We start from the raw sequence: 15401 nt of genomic DNA, 5'->3' as shown, positions 1-15401 counted from the left end.
CATGGCTCCGATGCCATTCCTAGCGACTGTTGTTGCTGAGGATTCACCGATTATTCTGTCTGGCGTATTGCTGACACTGGTGGTGATTTATCTGGCCAGCAAGTTCGGCGCAGAGGTGGCTAGACGCTTGGATTTTCCGCCTGTTCTGGGAGAACTGGTCGCCGGTGTGATTGTTGGCGTTTCGGCGTTGCATCTGGTGATCTTTCCTGAAGGGGGGCTGTCTGCCTCTGACTCGGTGATTATGAAGGCGTTGCAAGGATTGAATCAATTAACACCGGATGCACTGACCAGAATCTTTGAGTCACAAAGTGAAGTGATTTCGGTTCTAGCTGAAATCGGTGTGATTATTCTGCTGTTTGAAATCGGACTGGAATCCGATCTGCGGCAACTAAAGGAAGTGGGAATTCAAGCCACAGTTGTCGCCTGCGTCGGAGTCGCGGCACCTTTTGCGGCAGGTACGGCAGGTTTAATGATACTCTTTCATGTCGCAGCCATTCCGGCGATTTTTGCGGGGGCTGCGTTAACGGCAACAAGTATTGGCATTACCTCTAAAGTTTTGTCAGAGTTAGGTCAACTTAAATCCAAAGAAGGGCAAATCATTGTTGGCGCGGCGGTGATTGATGATGTCCTCGGCATTATTGTCCTGGCTGTAGTCGCCAGTTTAGCCAAAACCGGTGAGATTGATGTCGCTAATGTCATTTATTTGATTGTCAGTGCTACGGCATTCTTGATTGGATCAATTTTGTTGGGGGGTGTCTTTAACAAAAGTTTTGTGGCGATCGTGGATCGGCTCAAAACCCGTGGAAATATTGTGATTCCGGCATTCATCTTCGCTTTCTTTATGGCATTTTTAGGTAATGCCATTCATCTTGAAGCGATTTTGGGTGCCTTTGCAGCGGGTTTGGTACTCGATGAAACCGATCCCCGAAACGAGTTAGATGAATTAATCAAACCGATCGCCGATTTACTGGTACCTGTCTTTTTTGTGACGGTGGGAGCGCGTGCCGACCTCGGTGTTTTGAACCCAGCGGTACCGGAGAATCGGGCAGGTCTTTTGATTGCAACGTTTTTGATCGCAGTGGCGATTATCGGCAAGTTGATCACAGGTTGGGCAGTGTTTGGACAACCCGGCATCAATCGAGTGGCGATCGGGGTTGGGATGATTCCACGAGGTGAGGTCGGTCTAGTGTTTGCTGGCATCGGATCAGCTAGTGGTATTTTGGATAAGCCTCTGGAGGTGTCGATCATTATCATGGTAATTTTGACAACTTTTCTGGCTCCACCTTTTTTACGGGTTGCCTTTGGTTCATCCACAAATCCCATCCCAGAATCTACCACGGCTGTAGAAACAGCAAGTAAATAACGGTTTTACGAGATTACGGCTGTTTACTCAATGAATGATTGTGGCGCGAGGTTGGGTGAACAATTAAGTTTACTCATGGTTTTTCTACTCGCTAACACAGTGGATTGGAACGATGTGTTAATTCTTCGACAATAGCTAACACTCGTTCTTTTTCCGCTTTAGTTTTAATTAACTTTGGCTGATATTTACTTAATAATTATTTATATTTATCTTGGTTAAACATCAAGGGCATTTTCCATTCCTTTTGATGATATTCCGAATGTTTAGTCATCACCCAACTCAGGTAATTTAGACTGGCTCATAACCAAATTCATCAAACTATCTAACAAGCGATCGCGTGACAAAGACATCAGTTCTTTTCCATACATAATTTCTTGTAAAATTACATAAGAAACTAAAGAACCCATAAAAATATGTGCGATCGCTTCTGGGTCAGTAATATTTAATTCTGGATGAGATGCAAAATACTGACTCAACAAAAATCGACCACGTTGCACAACTGTTTGGTTATAAAGTTTGGCGAGTTCAGGAAAGTTTTGTGATTCAGTAATCACTAAGCGCAACAGCGCCACATAATCAGGATTATCGGCAACTTTGGTTAAGTAAGTTTCGCCAACTTGACGCAATAAACTAGCTGGTTCACCTTGTAATTCTGTGTTAATAAAAATACTTTGAAAACACCGGAGCGTTAACCGTTCCATTAACGCTGTAAATAGGCCTTCTTTATCTTGAAAGTGACTGTAAATTGTTTGTTTAGAAACTCTCGCTTCTGCACTCACCCTATCCATACTAGTTTTTGCGTAACCTTCGCGCAAAAATACTCGAATTGCGCCTTGCAAGATTTGTTCTTGTTTTTGCGTAATTGCAGGTAACTCAATTTCCAGTGGGGATGTAGAGGTATGAGGCATGAAAAGTAAATTTTTTTGCTGATCTCTTGCTGTATCATACTGGACAGTCTAGTATGATGACCAAAATATTTTGGACAATTCAGGATGCTACTATGACTCAGACTGCCCCAATTCCCCCGGAAAGTCTTACAAATGTCCCAGTATCCAAACCGCAGCATCGTAAAAAACCAATACCTTTAATCATTGGAGGTGTATTGGTAATTGCTGGTATTGGCTATGCAGTCTGGCATAGTCAACCCCAAGGCGCAACAAACATCCTGACAGTTAGCGGTCGCATTGAGGGTTATGAAACCGAAATTGGGGTAAAGCGTTCGGGCAGAATTGAGTCAATTGCGATGCGGGAAGGGACGGCAGTCAAAAAAGGACAAGAATTAATCACAATGGATGACAGCGATGACCAACTTCTACAAGACCAATTGCGGGGTGCAGAAGCGAGGATAGCATCGGCTGAATCAGATGAACAGCAAGCAATTTCTGATGTTGAGCGAGTAGAAAGAGAAATTCAAGAAATTACCAGCCAAATTAACGAAGCCAAATTGAATGTACGCCAATCTCAAGGTGATACCCAAGGCAGAATAGAACAGGCACAATCGAACGTTGCTGCCGCCAAAGCAATATTAGTCCAGGCAGAAGCCCAAGTTAAACAAGCAACAGCAGAAGTAAATTTAGCACGAGTCAACCGCGATCGCTACGCCAAATTAGTCAAAGAAGGCGCAATTAATCAACAACAATTCGACCAAGCCCAAACCACCCTGGACACAGCCATAGCCACCTTAGAAGCCAGACAAGCGGCAGTTAACGCCGCAAATCAACAACTGAGTGCAGTCGAAGGGGCGCTAACCCAAGCCAAAACCACAGGCTTTAACCCCGATATTCGCAACGCCCAGTTAACAGCCTTAGTCCGCAAGCAGCAGCAAAGTACTGCCCAATTGAAATCTGCACAAGCTAAAGTTAAATCTGCACAAGCTAAAGTCAAAGATGCCCAAGCCGCCAAACAACAAATCCTCACCCAAATTGCCGACTCTAAAAAAGATTTAAACGTCCTCAGCCCCATAGATGGCGTAGTTACAGCCCGGAGTGCCGAACCAGGGGCAGTAGTGAACAGCCAAACAAAGATTTTAACCATTGTTGACCCTAAAACATTGTATTTTCGCGGTTTTATTCCCGAAGGCGATATTGGCAAAGTGCGTCTAGGACAAACCACAAAAATTATTTTAGATTCTGCACCAGACAAACCCTTGCAAGGCAAAGTCATTGCCATCGATCCCCAAGCTTCCTTTACACCAGAAAATATTTACTTCCAAAAAGATAGAGTCAGACAAGTAGTCGGTATTCGCGTCGAAATCACAAACCCCGATGGTTGCTTTAACCCCGAAAATCCCTACGCCCAATCAGATTTACCCTGCGCCAAAATTGGAATGCCGGCTGATGCAGAGATTCAGTTGAAGGCAGGAGGCAGTGGTTCGGCTACGCTCACCAACCAGGGGCAGGAGGCAGGAGGTTGAAGGAAATAAACCTCTAGTAAAAATCAGAGTTTTTTTATTCAACAAATAACTCTCTCAAAACTCCCTCTGCGCCTACGGTTACTGAGCGCAGCCGAAGTATGCGTCTCTGCGTGAAAAAATTATGACACAGCAACTCACCATCATACCGCCCTCATCCAGCCCCACCACAACCGCCATCAAAGTACAAGCATTACACAAGCATTATGGCAACTTAGCAGCCGTTCGAGGCATTGATTTCACCGTCCAGAAAGGCGAGATGTTTGGACTCATCGGCCCTGATGGCGCAGGAAAAACCACCACCTTTCACATTTTGGGCGGCGTGATGGAAGCAACCGCCGGGGAAGTGCAGATATTTGGACAGCCTGCGCGAGATGCAAGGTTAATCACGGGTTATCTTACTCAACAGTTTTCACTGTATTTAGACTTGAGTATTGATGAAAATCTGCGTTATGCAGCAGGTTTGCGGCAAGTAGCAGATGATTTGCTACGGGAACGCCGCCAGAAATATTTAAAATTAATGAGTTTGGATAGATTTGGCGATCGCTTGGCGGGACAATTGTCTGGAGGAATGAAACAAAAGCTGGCATTGTGTTGTGCTTTAGTTTCTCAACCAGAAGTTTTATTGTTAGATGAACCTACCACGGGTGTTGATCCTGTTTCCCGGCGAGAATTTTGGGATGTGTTAGCCGAGCTTTCCGCCGAGGGGATGACAATTGTCGTGGCGACACCTTACCTCGACGAAGCCGAACGCTGTCACCGTGTGGCGTTGATGTACAGTGGACAAATTCATGAAATTGGCACACCCGCAGACTTACGCGCTAACTTGGGCTTGCATCGCTTGGAAGTGCGAACCGCAAATTTAACAGCTACTGAAGAGATACTTTCCCAGACTGCACAAAACAATATTATAGATGTGCAGATTTTTGGCGATCGCTTGGATGTCCTTGTACCTGATTTAGATGCGGGAGAAACAGAAGTCCGCCAACTCTTGCAACAACATAATTTACCCACACCCAGCATCGAACGTGGCGAACCCACATTAGAAAACGTTTTTGTCACCCGCCTGCGTCAACAAGGTTCTGTACCGCAGTTTTTTCCCTTTCCTCGTTCGCGGAAAAGGGGAGTGGGGAGTTGGGAGTGGGGAGTTGGGGGAGAGGGGGGACAAGGGAGACAGGGGGGACAAGGAGGACAAGGGGGACAAGGAAGCAATCTTTCTACCTTGTCTCCCCCCTCTACCTTGTCTCCCCCCTCTACCTTGTCTCCCCCCTCTACCTTGTCTCCCCCCTCTACCTTGTCTACCCCCTCTCAGCACTCAGCACTCAGCACCCACACTTCGACTTCGCTCAGTGTACAGCATTCAGAAATAGCGATATACGCCCACAACTTGAGTCGGGTTTTTGGTAAATTCCGCGCTGTTAAAGATGTGAATGTTGAGGTGCGTTACGGGGAAATATTTGGGTTATTGGGTGCGAACGGTGCGGGAAAAACTACCACAATCAAAATGTTGTGCGGACTGTTAGAAGCCAGTGGTGGAGAAATTTCTTTAGGTGGTGAAACAGGAAATCTGCGGAGTGCAGACTTGCGGCGACGCATTGGTTACATGAGTCAAAAATTCACCCTCTACGATGATTTAACCATTTTGCAAAACCTGGAATTTTATAGCGGAGTTTACGGTGTACCGCGCAAACTGCGGCGAGAAAAAATTGATTGGGTAATTGCTACCTGCGGCTTAGAAGGACAAGAAAATCTCATCACCGGACAATTACCAGGAGGTTGGAAACAGCGCGTAGCTTTCGGTGCTTCCGTGATGCACGAACCAGATATTTTATTTTTAGATGAACCCACATCGGGAGTAGATCCCTTGGCGCGTCGTCAGTTTTGGAAGCTAATTAATGATTTCGCCCGCAACGGTACAGCCATTTTAGTCACAACTCACTATTTAGAAGAAGCGGAACAGTGTAACCGCATGAGTTTTATGGTTGCAGGTGAAACCGTCGCCGAAGGTTCACCCAGTTCAATTAAAGCTTCCCAACCCGGTAAATTAATCGAAATCATTGTGAATCAAAATCAAGCCGCTTCCAAGTTACTCAAACAACACTTCGATTCTTGGAGAATCTCGATTTTTGCTAATAGTTTACACGTTGTTTTAGATAACCCTGAACAAGAAATCAACAAAATAACTCAACTATTAAAAGCCAATCAAATTCAAATTCATTCTCTCCGCCCCGTACCCTTCTCTTTAGAAGATGCGTTTATCGGTATAGTAGAACGTTCTCAAACATAAATACTGAGGGAGTGGGGAGTATAGCAATCCTAAATCATTTGTGAGATTCTCTTTCTTTTCCTCTTTCTCTTTCTTTGTGTCCTTTGCGCCCTTTGCGGTTCGTTAAAAAGAATACGTTTTCACGACTCAGATAGGATTGCTATAGGAGAAATATATGAAAAGAATCATCGCCCAATGTATTAAAGAAATCGCCCAATTTCGCCGCGATCGCCTGACCTTAGCATTAGCCTTTATCTTACCATTCATCACCTTAGTTATTTTCGGTTTTGCTATCAGGTTAGAAAGTAAAGATATCCCTTTAATTGTCCAAGATTTTAACCGGACAAACCTCAGCAGTAGCTACATAGAAAGATTATATGCCACCAATCAATTTATTCCCAAACAATGGACTGGTGGTAATCCCATACGCGATGCCATAGATAAAGGAATTGCCAAAGCTGCTGTAATTATTCCTCCAGAATTTAGCCGTGATATTCAAGCAGGTAAACACACAACAGTACAAGTTTTAATTGATGCCACAGACGTGAATAATGCGCGGGTAATTAGAAATAGTATTCAAAGAGTCACCAACTTTTTTATGCAGCATCATGGATTATTACCACCAACTAATAGTATTACAGCCAGAATGCGTTTGTGGTTTAACCCTGGCAGATTAGAATCACTGTATATAGTGCCGGGAGTGTATGGTGTGGTGTTATGGATTTTTCCTTCATTGTTAGCTGCGATCGCAATGGTAAGAGAAAAAGAAAAAGGTACAATTATCCAAGTCTATGCGTCTAGTATTAGCGCCACCGAACTCTTACTTGGTAAAGGGTTAGCCTACTTATTAATTGCTATCACAGAAACATTAATAGTAATGATTTTAGGTTCAATTATTTTTCAAGTTGGGATTGTTAGCAACCCCATAACTTTAATAATTGGAACGCTGCTATTTCTTATAGATAGCGTCTTCTTTGGCTTACTTATAGGAGTACGTAGCAGTAATCAAAATGCTGCCGTTCAAGGCGTTTCCCTCGTTGGGTTTATCACTTCACTATTATTATCAGGTTTTATTTATCCCCTCAATAATATTCCTTTCCCTCTTTCATTAGCGCCTAACGTAGTTCCAGCGCGTTACTACATAGATATTACTCGTGATGCCTTTGTACGTGGTACAGGTTTTGCCGGAGTTTGGTTTGATTTACTCATGCTGACAATTTTGGGCTTATTCTTCTTTAACGTATCGCGCCGAGTTTTAAGCCGAATGCAATTACCTAATTAATTTTATGAAACTTATCCAAAGATTACTCAACAGCCCATTTTGGGCATTAGTCAAAAAAGAAATTAGCCAAATTTTACGCAACAAACAATTAATAGTTTTACTAATTGTCCCGCCCACAATTCAACTACTACTATATGGATTTATCTTAAATCCTGATGTGCATAACTTACGCTTAGGTGTCATTGACTATGCCAACGTCAGCGCCAGCCGTGAGTTAGTGTCAGCTATGACATCCAATCAGATTTTTACCCTGGAATCTGTACCAAGCAGCGAAAAAGATTTGAGTCGCCAGGTAGAAGAAGGTAAATTAGATGTCGGAGTGATAATTCCCCCCGATTTTGCGCGTCAACTCGCCCAAAAATCAGCAGAAATTCAAGTATTTATTGATGCCGTAAATGCCAATACCGCCGGGATTGCCGGAAATTATATGAATCAAATTATTCAACAATATAATTTGCATTTAACTGAGGCGCAAGTTACTCCCCCAATTTCACCGGAAGTTGTCTTTCTCTACAACCCTGGGTTAACTAGTAGCTGGTTTTTTGTACCGGGAGTTATGGGTTTAGTTCTGACATTAATTGGCACATTAGTTTCTGCAATCACAGTTGTGCGAGAGAAAGATACTGGAACTTTAGAACAATTATTAATGACTCCGGCGGCGAACTGGCAGATTTTACTATCGAAAATTGTGCCTTTAGCGGTGTTGTTACTCGGCGATGTTCTACTCGCTTTGACATTGGCAACAGTAGTATTTCATGTCCCATTCCGAGGAAATTTTATCCTGTTTTTTGGGTTGTCGAGTATGTATGTATTCGTGGGGATTAGTTTAGGGATTATGTTGGCGACTGTTTGTCGTTCGCAACAGCAAGTAGTCCTTACATCATTCTTTATCAATTTACCAATGGTACAGACTTCTGGCGCGATCGCACCAATTGAAGCCATGCCACCTTTCTTTCAAGTTGTGTCTTTACTTAATCCCTTACGCCACTACATCGCCATTGTCCGCGGAATTTTACTTAAAGGAGTTGGGTTAGATGTATTGTGGATGAATGTTTTAGCATTAGTAGCCTTTGCCATCGTCTTATTAACTATTAGTATTTACAAGTTTCGCAGTCAATTAAGCTAAATATAGCCATCCCAAATAATTGACAAACATCTGTTCCCCTTATCCCCCTTGTCCCCCTTGTCCCCCTTGTCTCCCTTGTCCCCTTTATCCCCCTTGTCTCTTTTGTTCACATATCACATAAAACTGCTATATCAGACTCATATTTTTTTGATAGTAAAAAAGAAAGTACTGCCTTGATTAACTGTTGATTCTACCCAAATAACTCCCCCATACATCTCAACAATCTTTTTGACGATAGATAAACCAATTCCTGTACTTGTGGGGTCTTCAATACTAGATAATTTTTGAAAAATCTGAAATATCTTTGTAAAATATCTCTCCTCAATGCCAATTCCATTATCTGCAACGCTGATTTGCCAATAATCTGCTTCTTCTTGGCAACCAATAATAATCTTGCCTTGGGGTTTACCTAAAAACTTAATGGAATTACTCAGTAAATTCTGAAAAACTTGCTGCATTTTAGTCTTTTCACAGTAAATAACTGGTAAATTATCACTGACTTCGATTTGAATATCCTGACTAGGTTCGAGAATTTCAATTACATCTTTAACTATGTTATGCAGATTAACTTCTCTTTTTTCTTCCCTAATCCGTCCAACTCTTGAATATTCTAAAATGCTATCAATTAAGTTTTGTAACTTCTTCACCCTCGTAATAATTTTTGTGATTAAATCTTTGCCTTCCCCCTCAAATTTATCGCCATAGTCATTCATTAACCATTCTGATAGTAAACCTATACCTCTTAATGGAGCTTTTAAATCATGAGAAACTATATAAGCAAAATCATTCAACTCTTGATTAGTATTTTTTAATTCTTGCAATAATTCCCCCATTCTTTCTTGAGATTTCTGGCGCTGCACAATCTCGGTTTGTAATTGTTTATTTGCTGTGGCTAGTTCAGTAGTGCGCTGTTCTACAAGTTCTTCTAAACGTTCCTTATATTGACGCAACTCATTTTCAACTAACTTACGTTCTGCAATTTCGACTTGTAAGGCTTGATTTGCTTGTTCTAGTTGTGCCGGACTGGGTAAACTCAGTGCTTGCGGCACTAAAGGTATTAAAGTCAATGCTGTATAAAAGGAAATGATTGCTGTTAGTGCTTTTATTGTGCCTGATAACCAATAATAAGGATGCCACAGTGTCAATATTTCCATCAAATGAGTTGTGCCGCAAGAAATAATAAATGCACTGAATAAAACAAAAATATTTTTAAATGGTATATCTTCTCTTTTACGGATAAAATATACCAGCATTAAGGGAATTGAATAATAGGAAAACGAAATTATACAATCTGATAAAATATGTAGCCATACTAATCCCGGCTGCCATAAGTAACAATGCCCATGCGGAATAAAATTTTTCGATAGAAAAAAATTAAAAAAATCTTCCACCTGCATACTCCCAATTCTGAGTTAACACCTATTTATAGACAGGATTCTCACACCACAAGAGCTATATTTCAACACGCTTCAGTTAACGTTTTAATCTTCTTAATATTCCCTAATCCCCCTGAAAAAGCTGTCTAATAACCATCTTTTATGCTCTTTTTAAGAGGGTTGCTTTAGACAGTCCTGATGAAACTTATGTCATAGCAAAGCATGAAAAAGTAACTAGTATGTTTACTCAGCACTTTCAACTCAGGGAGTATCTTCACTGAAGCTTATTGAGCTATATTCATGCACTATTTTAAAATGATTATGTCTTTTTAATTTAAGGTTTACTTTATAAATTGCTTCTTAAGATTATTATCATAATGAAACGAAAATATTAGGGAGCAATAATAATTTTTTATATTTTTTATCATACCAATAACTAAAGCCCCCAAATTTTAATTAAATTTGGGAGCTTGAAATTTTAAGTTCACCGCAACGCCGTTTTACCTAAGTTTATGACCTGGTTAAACCAGGTGGGTACTGATGTTGCTCGTTTAAAGTTTCCGGGTACAAGCCCGGTCTACTGCCACGAGAACTATTTAGTTCCCTTTTCTTTAAAGACATAGATCAAAAAACTTGATGGCAGTCACCAACGTCGCAGTGCAACTAACTCATTATAGCTTTCTCATCCAGCTTGTGTGTTCAATATAAGGATTTTCTGACAAACAACTTCAGAGCTTACACATAAAGGTTGTTTATAAAGAATGGGTGTAATGCTATGAGGGTGTGAAGATGTAAGGGTTTTGAACACCTACACCTTTCGCTAAAATCTTGATTTTTCTTTCTCTTGCATCAGTCAGAATAATGTGAAATGGTATACTAAAAAATTTGTGTATTCTTGTCTTGTCGATGAATTATTGGCTGATGAAATCCGAACCAGATGTCTATAGCATTGCAGACCTTCAACAGCAGGGCGAAACAGTCTGGGATGGTGTGCGGAATTACCAAGCACGCAACTATATGCGTCAAATGCTGGTTGGGGATTTAGTGTTTTTCTATCACTCTAATACGGCTTTTCCTGGTATTGCTGGGTTAATGCGTGTAGCCAAAACAGGTATTGCTGACCCGACACAATTTGAACCAGATAGCAAATACTATGATCCGAAATCAACTCCTGAATCACCACGTTGGCAAACAGTTGTGGTAGAGTTTGCCGAAACTTTTGACCAACCTATTTTGCTGTCAACGCTGAAAGAGAAATTTAGCCCAGATGAATTAACAGTGGTGAGAACAGGTAATCGGTTATCAGTTATGCCTGTGAGTGAAGTTGTCGCCCAGAAAATTCTGGCAATGAAAACAGGTTAGGTTTTGGGTGTCAGTATTGGCTACAGTCAAAACATACTCGACAAAGCTAAATAGTGGCTAACCAATCTTACAAATCTACTGAGAAGAACTGGTGAATTTTGCTGTGCAAGAACTCGTGCGATCGCGCAGTGAATCACACCACAAAAAGAACCTACTCGACCTTGCTGGACAAATTCAGTTTGCTCCAGACTTCGACTACAAAGCCCTGCGAGAAATTCGTCATGCTGCTGATGTCCAAATGCGCCCCAACCCCTTCGTTTTCAACCTTGAGTCTTGACAGTAAAACTATCACTACCTTACAAATTGTGGCGCTAAAAATACATATTTATACGTGGACATAATGTATAATAAGTAAAATTTTTAAATATTAAAGATATTCGTATGGGACAGTTTGGAATAAATGCGATTGAGGCTACCAAACTTCTAAAAAGTGGGTACAAATCTGCCGAACAAGCATGGTATGAATCTGCGGAAACATATATCTCAGAGCCTTCACGAGATAAGGATTGTCCTCGTATAGCATTCCTTGGGCTTTGTGCAGCCGGCTTGGTAGTTGGTGTCTCACCTAACACAGTCAAATTGATTGATAGTAAGAATGGAAATTACGCCGTCAAAGCAGTTGAACTTTTAGTGGCTAACCATAACTTAGCTCGGCAGGGTAAGACCAAACTCTGGGAGCTGGTAATGTCAGAATTAAAAGAAAATTGGAATAAAGCGCAAAACGGTCAAATGGACGTGGTTATGACTTTATGGGAGAAAAATTTGATTGTTGTTGAAAGTACGTAATTGAAGAGCTAAACAGCCCTATTTTTTAATAAGAAGAGCAACTAGACGCTTGAAACTTAATTATCGGTAGGAAGTGAAACAATAGACTTCTTGAGAAAGTAGTTCTGCTTTTTTTGCGCCTTTGCGTCTTTGCGCGAAACAAAAAAATGATGGGTATCTAGAAGAGTTTTCATCTACCATCAAATGCGTTTAATATATCTTCAGCCAGAAGCGTATCAAAATCATTAGGTACAGTAAACTCTCCTGCACACAAACCAAATGGTCGTAGCTGCTTGTTATGACTTTGAATAGGTTTGAGTTCAGCAATTTCTTTATCTGCCTGAATAATAATAAAACTTTCACCTGCCTCAACTTGATTGAGGTATTTTAGGGGATATTGTTGGAATTCATCAATTGAAACTTTTTGCATCTTTAAAAAAGAACCCTCTGAAAATCTTATTCCTTTGTGTCCTTTGCGCCCTTTGCGGTTCGTTTCTTCGTTATCTGTTTAGAGTAGTCAAAATAAGTGATGGGTTAGGCGAAGCCGTAACCCATCCTACAATTTGATTCTAAAAAATTGTTAATCCAAGGAAGACTTTAACTCACTCTGCGCTTGTTCCAAAGCCTGTGGTAATTTACTATCATCACGGCCGCCGGCTTGGGCGAGGTTTGGTCTACCGCCGCCGCCGCCGCCGCAGATTTTAGCGATCGCACCGACAAATTTTCCAGCTTGCAAACCTTTCTTGTTCACCTCTGGACTGAAGGCTGCAACTATGCTGACTTTACCAGCTTCGGGAACGGAACCGAGTACGACTGCACCGTTACCGATTTTTTGTAGTAAGCGTTCCGCCGCAGTTTTTAAAGATTCTGGGTCAACGCCTTCGAGTTGGGCAACAATAATTTTATGGTCGCCTACGGTTTGGGCTGTGTCTAGCAAGCTGTCTGATTTAGCGATCGCTAGTTGTCCCTTCAGCGTTTCTAATTGCTTTTCAGCGTTTCGCAGTTCGGTTTGTAGTGTTGTGATTCTGTCTGGTAATTCTTCGGGTTTAACTTTAAAGCGATCGCTTAAATCTTTGACTACTTTCTCCCGTACATTTAAGTAATCTAAAATCGCCGGGCCAGAAACTGCTTCAATCCGCCGTACTCCAGAAGCTACACCCGCCTCAGAGATAATCTTAAATACGCCAATCTCCGCAGTATTACTTACGTGCGTACCTCCGCACAATTCCATAGACACACTAGGGAAATCAATGACGCGGACTTCATCTCCGTATTTTTCCCCAAACATTGCCACAGCACCTCTAGCTTTGGCTTCGGCTAAGGGTAATACTTCAATTTTGGCGGAGTGGGCTTCGGAAATCCAAGTGTTTACCTGTTCTTCAACTTGCTGGACTTCCTCGGTTGTTAAAGCGCGGGGACAGTTGAAGTCAAAGCGCAATCTGTCGAAGGAAACGAGTGAACCAGCTTGAGAGATTCCCTCATCCACGATTTTCTTTAACGCCGCTTGCAATAAGTGGGTTGCGGTGTGGTTGGCTTGGGCGCGACGACGACAAGCAGAATCAATTTGGGCGGTAACTGTATCGCCAACCCGCAGTGTTCCGCGTTCAATGCGTCCAAAGTGGACAAAGAAATCAGATTCTTTCTTCACATCTTCCACGCGCACCACAATACCATCGCCAGAGATATAACCGCGATCGCCTATTTGTCCCCCAGATTCCGCATAAAATGGGGTTTGGTTGAGGAGGATTTGCACCTCTGTTCCGGCTTCAGCAGCTTCTTCAGTGACACCATTGACTAGCAATACTTCCACTTTCGCCGTCGCCGCAGCTTGGGTATAACCTATAAATTCCGTGGCGTGGATATGTTCTGCAAGTTTGTCCAGGGAACCTTGTACAGTTAAATCAATGGTTTCGTGGGCATCTCTACCACGTCCCTTTTGAATCTCCATTTCCGCCTCGAATCCCTCAACATCAACACTGAGGTTGTTTTCTTCAGCGATTTCTTGAGTTAGTTCTAGAGGAAAGCCGTAGGTATCGTAGAGTTTAAAAGCATTTTTCCCACTAATTTCTGTTTGCCCTTGCTGTTTGAGTTCTTGGATAATATCTTCGAGAAGCTTTTCGCCTCTATCGAGAGTTTTGAGGAAATTGGTTTCTTCCCGTTCGAGTTCTGCTTTGATAGCTGCTTCCCGTTGGCGGACACTTGGGTAAGCTGATTCAGCCAGGGCGATCGCAGTTTCCGCCACTTGGGTGATAAAATTCCCAGAAATGCCAAGTAATCTGCCGTGACGCACCACCCGCCGAATTAACCGCCGCAACACGTAACCCCTTCCCACATTAGAGGCGCGAATTTCATCAGCAATCATGTGAACTACTGCACGGACATGATCCCCAATAACTTTTAAAGAGACTTTGATTTTCTCATCGCTTGTATGATAATCAATGCCAGCAATTTGGGCGGCGGTTTTAATAATCGGGAAAATTAAATCTGTTTCATAATTATTCGGCACTTTTTGGAGAATTTGCGCCATTCTCTCCAAACCCATACCAGTATCAATGTTTTTATTTTGCAGAGGTGTTAAATTCCCTGCTGCATCCCGGTTGTATTGCATGAATACCAAGTTATAAAACTCGATAAACCGCGTGTCATCTTCTAAATCAATATTATCTTCGCCGCGTTCTGGGTGAAAATCATAATAAATTTCCGAACAAGGGCCGCAAGGGCCAGTGGGGCCAGAAGCCCAAAAGTTATCATCTGCACCCATCCGTTTAATTCTGGCTTCGGTTACACCAATTTTGTCGCGCCAGATATTATATGCTTCGTCATCTTCTTCAAAGACGCTGACGACGAGGTTTTGGGGAGAGAAGCCAAAAACTTGTGTAGAAATTTCCCAACCCCAAGCGATCGCTTGTTCTTTAAAATAATCACCAAAGCTGAAGTTACCCAACATCTCAAAAAACGTGTGATGGCGTTTGGTGCGTCCGACGTTTTCGATATCGTTGGTACGAATACACTTTTGTGATGTGGTTGCTCTTTTAAATTCGGGTGTGCGCTGTCCCAGGAATATCGGCTTAAATGGTAACATCCCCGCGATGGTCAGCAGCACGGTTGGATCTTCTGGTACGAGGGAAGCACTGGGCAGAATTTGGTGTTCCCGTTGGGCGTAGAAGTCAAGAAATAAGGTGCGAATTTCGTTACCGCTGCGGTACTGGGGATTAGAAGACATGGATAGAAAACAAAAAAGAATGATTAGGGACTGGGGACTAAGAACTAGTTGTTTGAGAAATAAATCAGTACTTTCGAGCTAGACACTGATGCAAATAGAAATTATAAACATCATTCTAGCCCCTAACCTCTAGCCTTATTTTTGCATTTTGTCTTTGGTTGCTGCTAGTAACTTTTACTGAGAGGTACATCTTACCAGCGATCGCCTATGCCTATATACGTAATCTTA

General features: G+C 42.1%; 12 protein-coding genes and 1 other RNA gene. 8 read left to right on the top strand and 5 right to left on the bottom strand.

Annotated features, from left to right (window positions below; genetic code table 11):
- The first annotated feature begins 1 nt into the window (after nt 1).
- Nucleotides 2-1363 (top strand): cation:proton antiporter, encoded by a 1362-nt coding sequence (locus H6G75_RS25855; RefSeq protein ID WP_242051644.1) that lies wholly within the window; start codon nt 2-4, stop codon nt 1361-1363.
- 263 nt (nt 1364-1626) lie between these two features.
- Here H6G75_RS25855 and H6G75_RS25850 read toward each other — a convergent pair whose 3' ends face one another.
- Nucleotides 1627-2271: a TetR/AcrR family transcriptional regulator gene (locus H6G75_RS25850; RefSeq protein ID WP_190982780.1), complete on the bottom strand. Its 645-nt coding sequence runs from the start codon at nt 2269-2271 to the stop codon at nt 1627-1629.
- 92 nt (nt 2272-2363) lie between these two features.
- Between H6G75_RS25850 and H6G75_RS25845 the strand changes: the two genes are divergently transcribed.
- The 4 genes from H6G75_RS25845 (at nt 2364) to H6G75_RS25830 (ending at nt 8447) form a co-directional block, all read left to right on the top strand.
- On the top strand, nt 2364-3776 hold the full coding sequence (locus H6G75_RS25845; RefSeq protein ID WP_190982779.1) for an HlyD family secretion protein: 1413 nt from the start codon (nt 2364-2366) through the stop codon (nt 3774-3776).
- 121 nt (nt 3777-3897) lie between these two features.
- The gene (locus tag H6G75_RS25840; RefSeq protein WP_190982778.1) at nt 3898-6060 is read left to right on the top strand and encodes an ATP-binding cassette domain-containing protein; all 2163 of its coding nucleotides are present in this window, start codon (nt 3898-3900) and stop codon (nt 6058-6060) included.
- Nucleotides 6061-6214: 154 nt separating this feature from the next.
- A complete protein-coding gene (locus tag H6G75_RS25835; RefSeq protein WP_190982777.1) occupies nt 6215-7321 on the top strand; it encodes an ABC transporter permease in 1107 nt (368 codons plus the stop codon).
- Nucleotides 7322-7325: 4 nt separating this feature from the next.
- A complete protein-coding gene (locus H6G75_RS25830; RefSeq protein WP_190982776.1) occupies nt 7326-8447 on the top strand; it encodes an ABC transporter permease in 1122 nt (373 codons plus the stop codon).
- A 137-nt stretch (nt 8448-8584) separates the two neighbouring features.
- Here H6G75_RS25830 and H6G75_RS25825 read toward each other — a convergent pair whose 3' ends face one another.
- Both H6G75_RS25825 and ssrS read right to left on the bottom strand, forming a co-directional pair.
- Nucleotides 8585-9700, bottom strand: coding sequence for an ATP-binding protein (locus H6G75_RS25825; RefSeq protein ID WP_313934911.1), 1116 nt, complete (start codon nt 9698-9700; stop codon nt 8585-8587).
- Nucleotides 9701-10303: 603 nt separating this feature from the next.
- A non-coding RNA gene (gene ssrS, locus H6G75_RS25820) (6S RNA) lies at nt 10304-10487 on the bottom strand.
- A gap of 242 nt (nt 10488-10729) precedes the next feature.
- Here ssrS and H6G75_RS25815 point away from each other — a divergent pair.
- The 3 genes from H6G75_RS25815 to H6G75_RS25805 all read left to right on the top strand — a co-directional run bounded on the left by H6G75_RS25815 (nt 10730) and on the right by H6G75_RS25805 (nt 11971).
- Nucleotides 10730-11185, top strand: a complete 456-nt coding sequence (locus H6G75_RS25815; RefSeq protein WP_190982774.1) for an EVE domain-containing protein — start codon at nt 10730-10732, stop codon at nt 11183-11185.
- 91 nt (nt 11186-11276) lie between these two features.
- The gene (locus H6G75_RS25810) at nt 11277-11462 is read left to right on the top strand and encodes a hypothetical protein (protein ID WP_242051643.1); all 186 of its coding nucleotides are present in this window, start codon (nt 11277-11279) and stop codon (nt 11460-11462) included.
- 104 nt (nt 11463-11566) lie between these two features.
- A complete protein-coding gene (locus H6G75_RS25805) occupies nt 11567-11971 on the top strand; it encodes a DUF6979 family protein (RefSeq protein WP_190982773.1) in 405 nt (134 codons plus the stop codon).
- A 169-nt stretch (nt 11972-12140) separates the two neighbouring features.
- Here H6G75_RS25805 and H6G75_RS25800 read toward each other — a convergent pair whose 3' ends face one another.
- Both H6G75_RS25800 and alaS read right to left on the bottom strand, forming a co-directional pair.
- Nucleotides 12141-12380 carry a type II toxin-antitoxin system Phd/YefM family antitoxin gene (locus tag H6G75_RS25800; protein ID WP_190982772.1) on the bottom strand — a complete coding sequence of 80 codons (240 nt, stop codon included), beginning with the start codon at nt 12378-12380 and terminating at the stop codon, nt 12141-12143.
- A 150-nt stretch (nt 12381-12530) separates the two neighbouring features.
- Nucleotides 12531-15173: an alanine--tRNA ligase gene (alaS, locus tag H6G75_RS25795; protein ID WP_190982771.1), complete on the bottom strand. Its 2643-nt coding sequence runs from the start codon at nt 15171-15173 to the stop codon at nt 12531-12533.
- Nucleotides 15174-15401 lie beyond the last annotated feature (228 nt).

This window comes from Nostoc sp. FACHB-280, assembly GCF_014697615.1.
GTDB lineage: Bacteria > Cyanobacteriota > Cyanobacteriia > Cyanobacteriales > Nostocaceae > Nostoc_B.
Note: the sequence above shows the minus strand (reverse complement) of the source record. Positions and strands in the feature narration are given on the sequence as shown.

Excerpts from the sequence above, each read along its gene's own strand:
- H6G75_RS25855 (WP_242051644.1), top strand. The coding sequence starts at position 2 with ATGGCTCCGATGCCATTCCTAGCGACTGTTGTTGCTGAGGATTCACCG.
- H6G75_RS25850 (WP_190982780.1), bottom strand. The coding sequence starts at position 2,271 with ATGCCTCATACCTCTACATCCCCACTGGAAATTGAGTTACCTGCAATT.
- H6G75_RS25845 (WP_190982779.1), top strand. The coding sequence starts at position 2,364 with ATGACTCAGACTGCCCCAATTCCCCCGGAAAGTCTTACAAATGTCCCA.
- H6G75_RS25840 (WP_190982778.1), top strand. The coding sequence starts at position 3,898 with ATGACACAGCAACTCACCATCATACCGCCCTCATCCAGCCCCACCACA.
- H6G75_RS25835 (WP_190982777.1), top strand. The coding sequence starts at position 6,215 with ATGAAAAGAATCATCGCCCAATGTATTAAAGAAATCGCCCAATTTCGC.
- H6G75_RS25830 (WP_190982776.1), top strand. The coding sequence starts at position 7,326 with ATGAAACTTATCCAAAGATTACTCAACAGCCCATTTTGGGCATTAGTC.
- H6G75_RS25825 (WP_313934911.1), bottom strand. The coding sequence starts at position 9,700 with ATGCTGGTATATTTTATCCGTAAAAGAGAAGATATACCATTTAAAAAT.
- H6G75_RS25815 (WP_190982774.1), top strand. The coding sequence starts at position 10,730 with ATGAATTATTGGCTGATGAAATCCGAACCAGATGTCTATAGCATTGCA.
- H6G75_RS25805 (WP_190982773.1), top strand. The coding sequence starts at position 11,567 with ATGGGACAGTTTGGAATAAATGCGATTGAGGCTACCAAACTTCTAAAA.
- H6G75_RS25800 (WP_190982772.1), bottom strand. The coding sequence starts at position 12,380 with ATGCAAAAAGTTTCAATTGATGAATTCCAACAATATCCCCTAAAATAC.
- alaS (WP_190982771.1), bottom strand. The coding sequence starts at position 15,173 with ATGTCTTCTAATCCCCAGTACCGCAGCGGTAACGAAATTCGCACCTTA.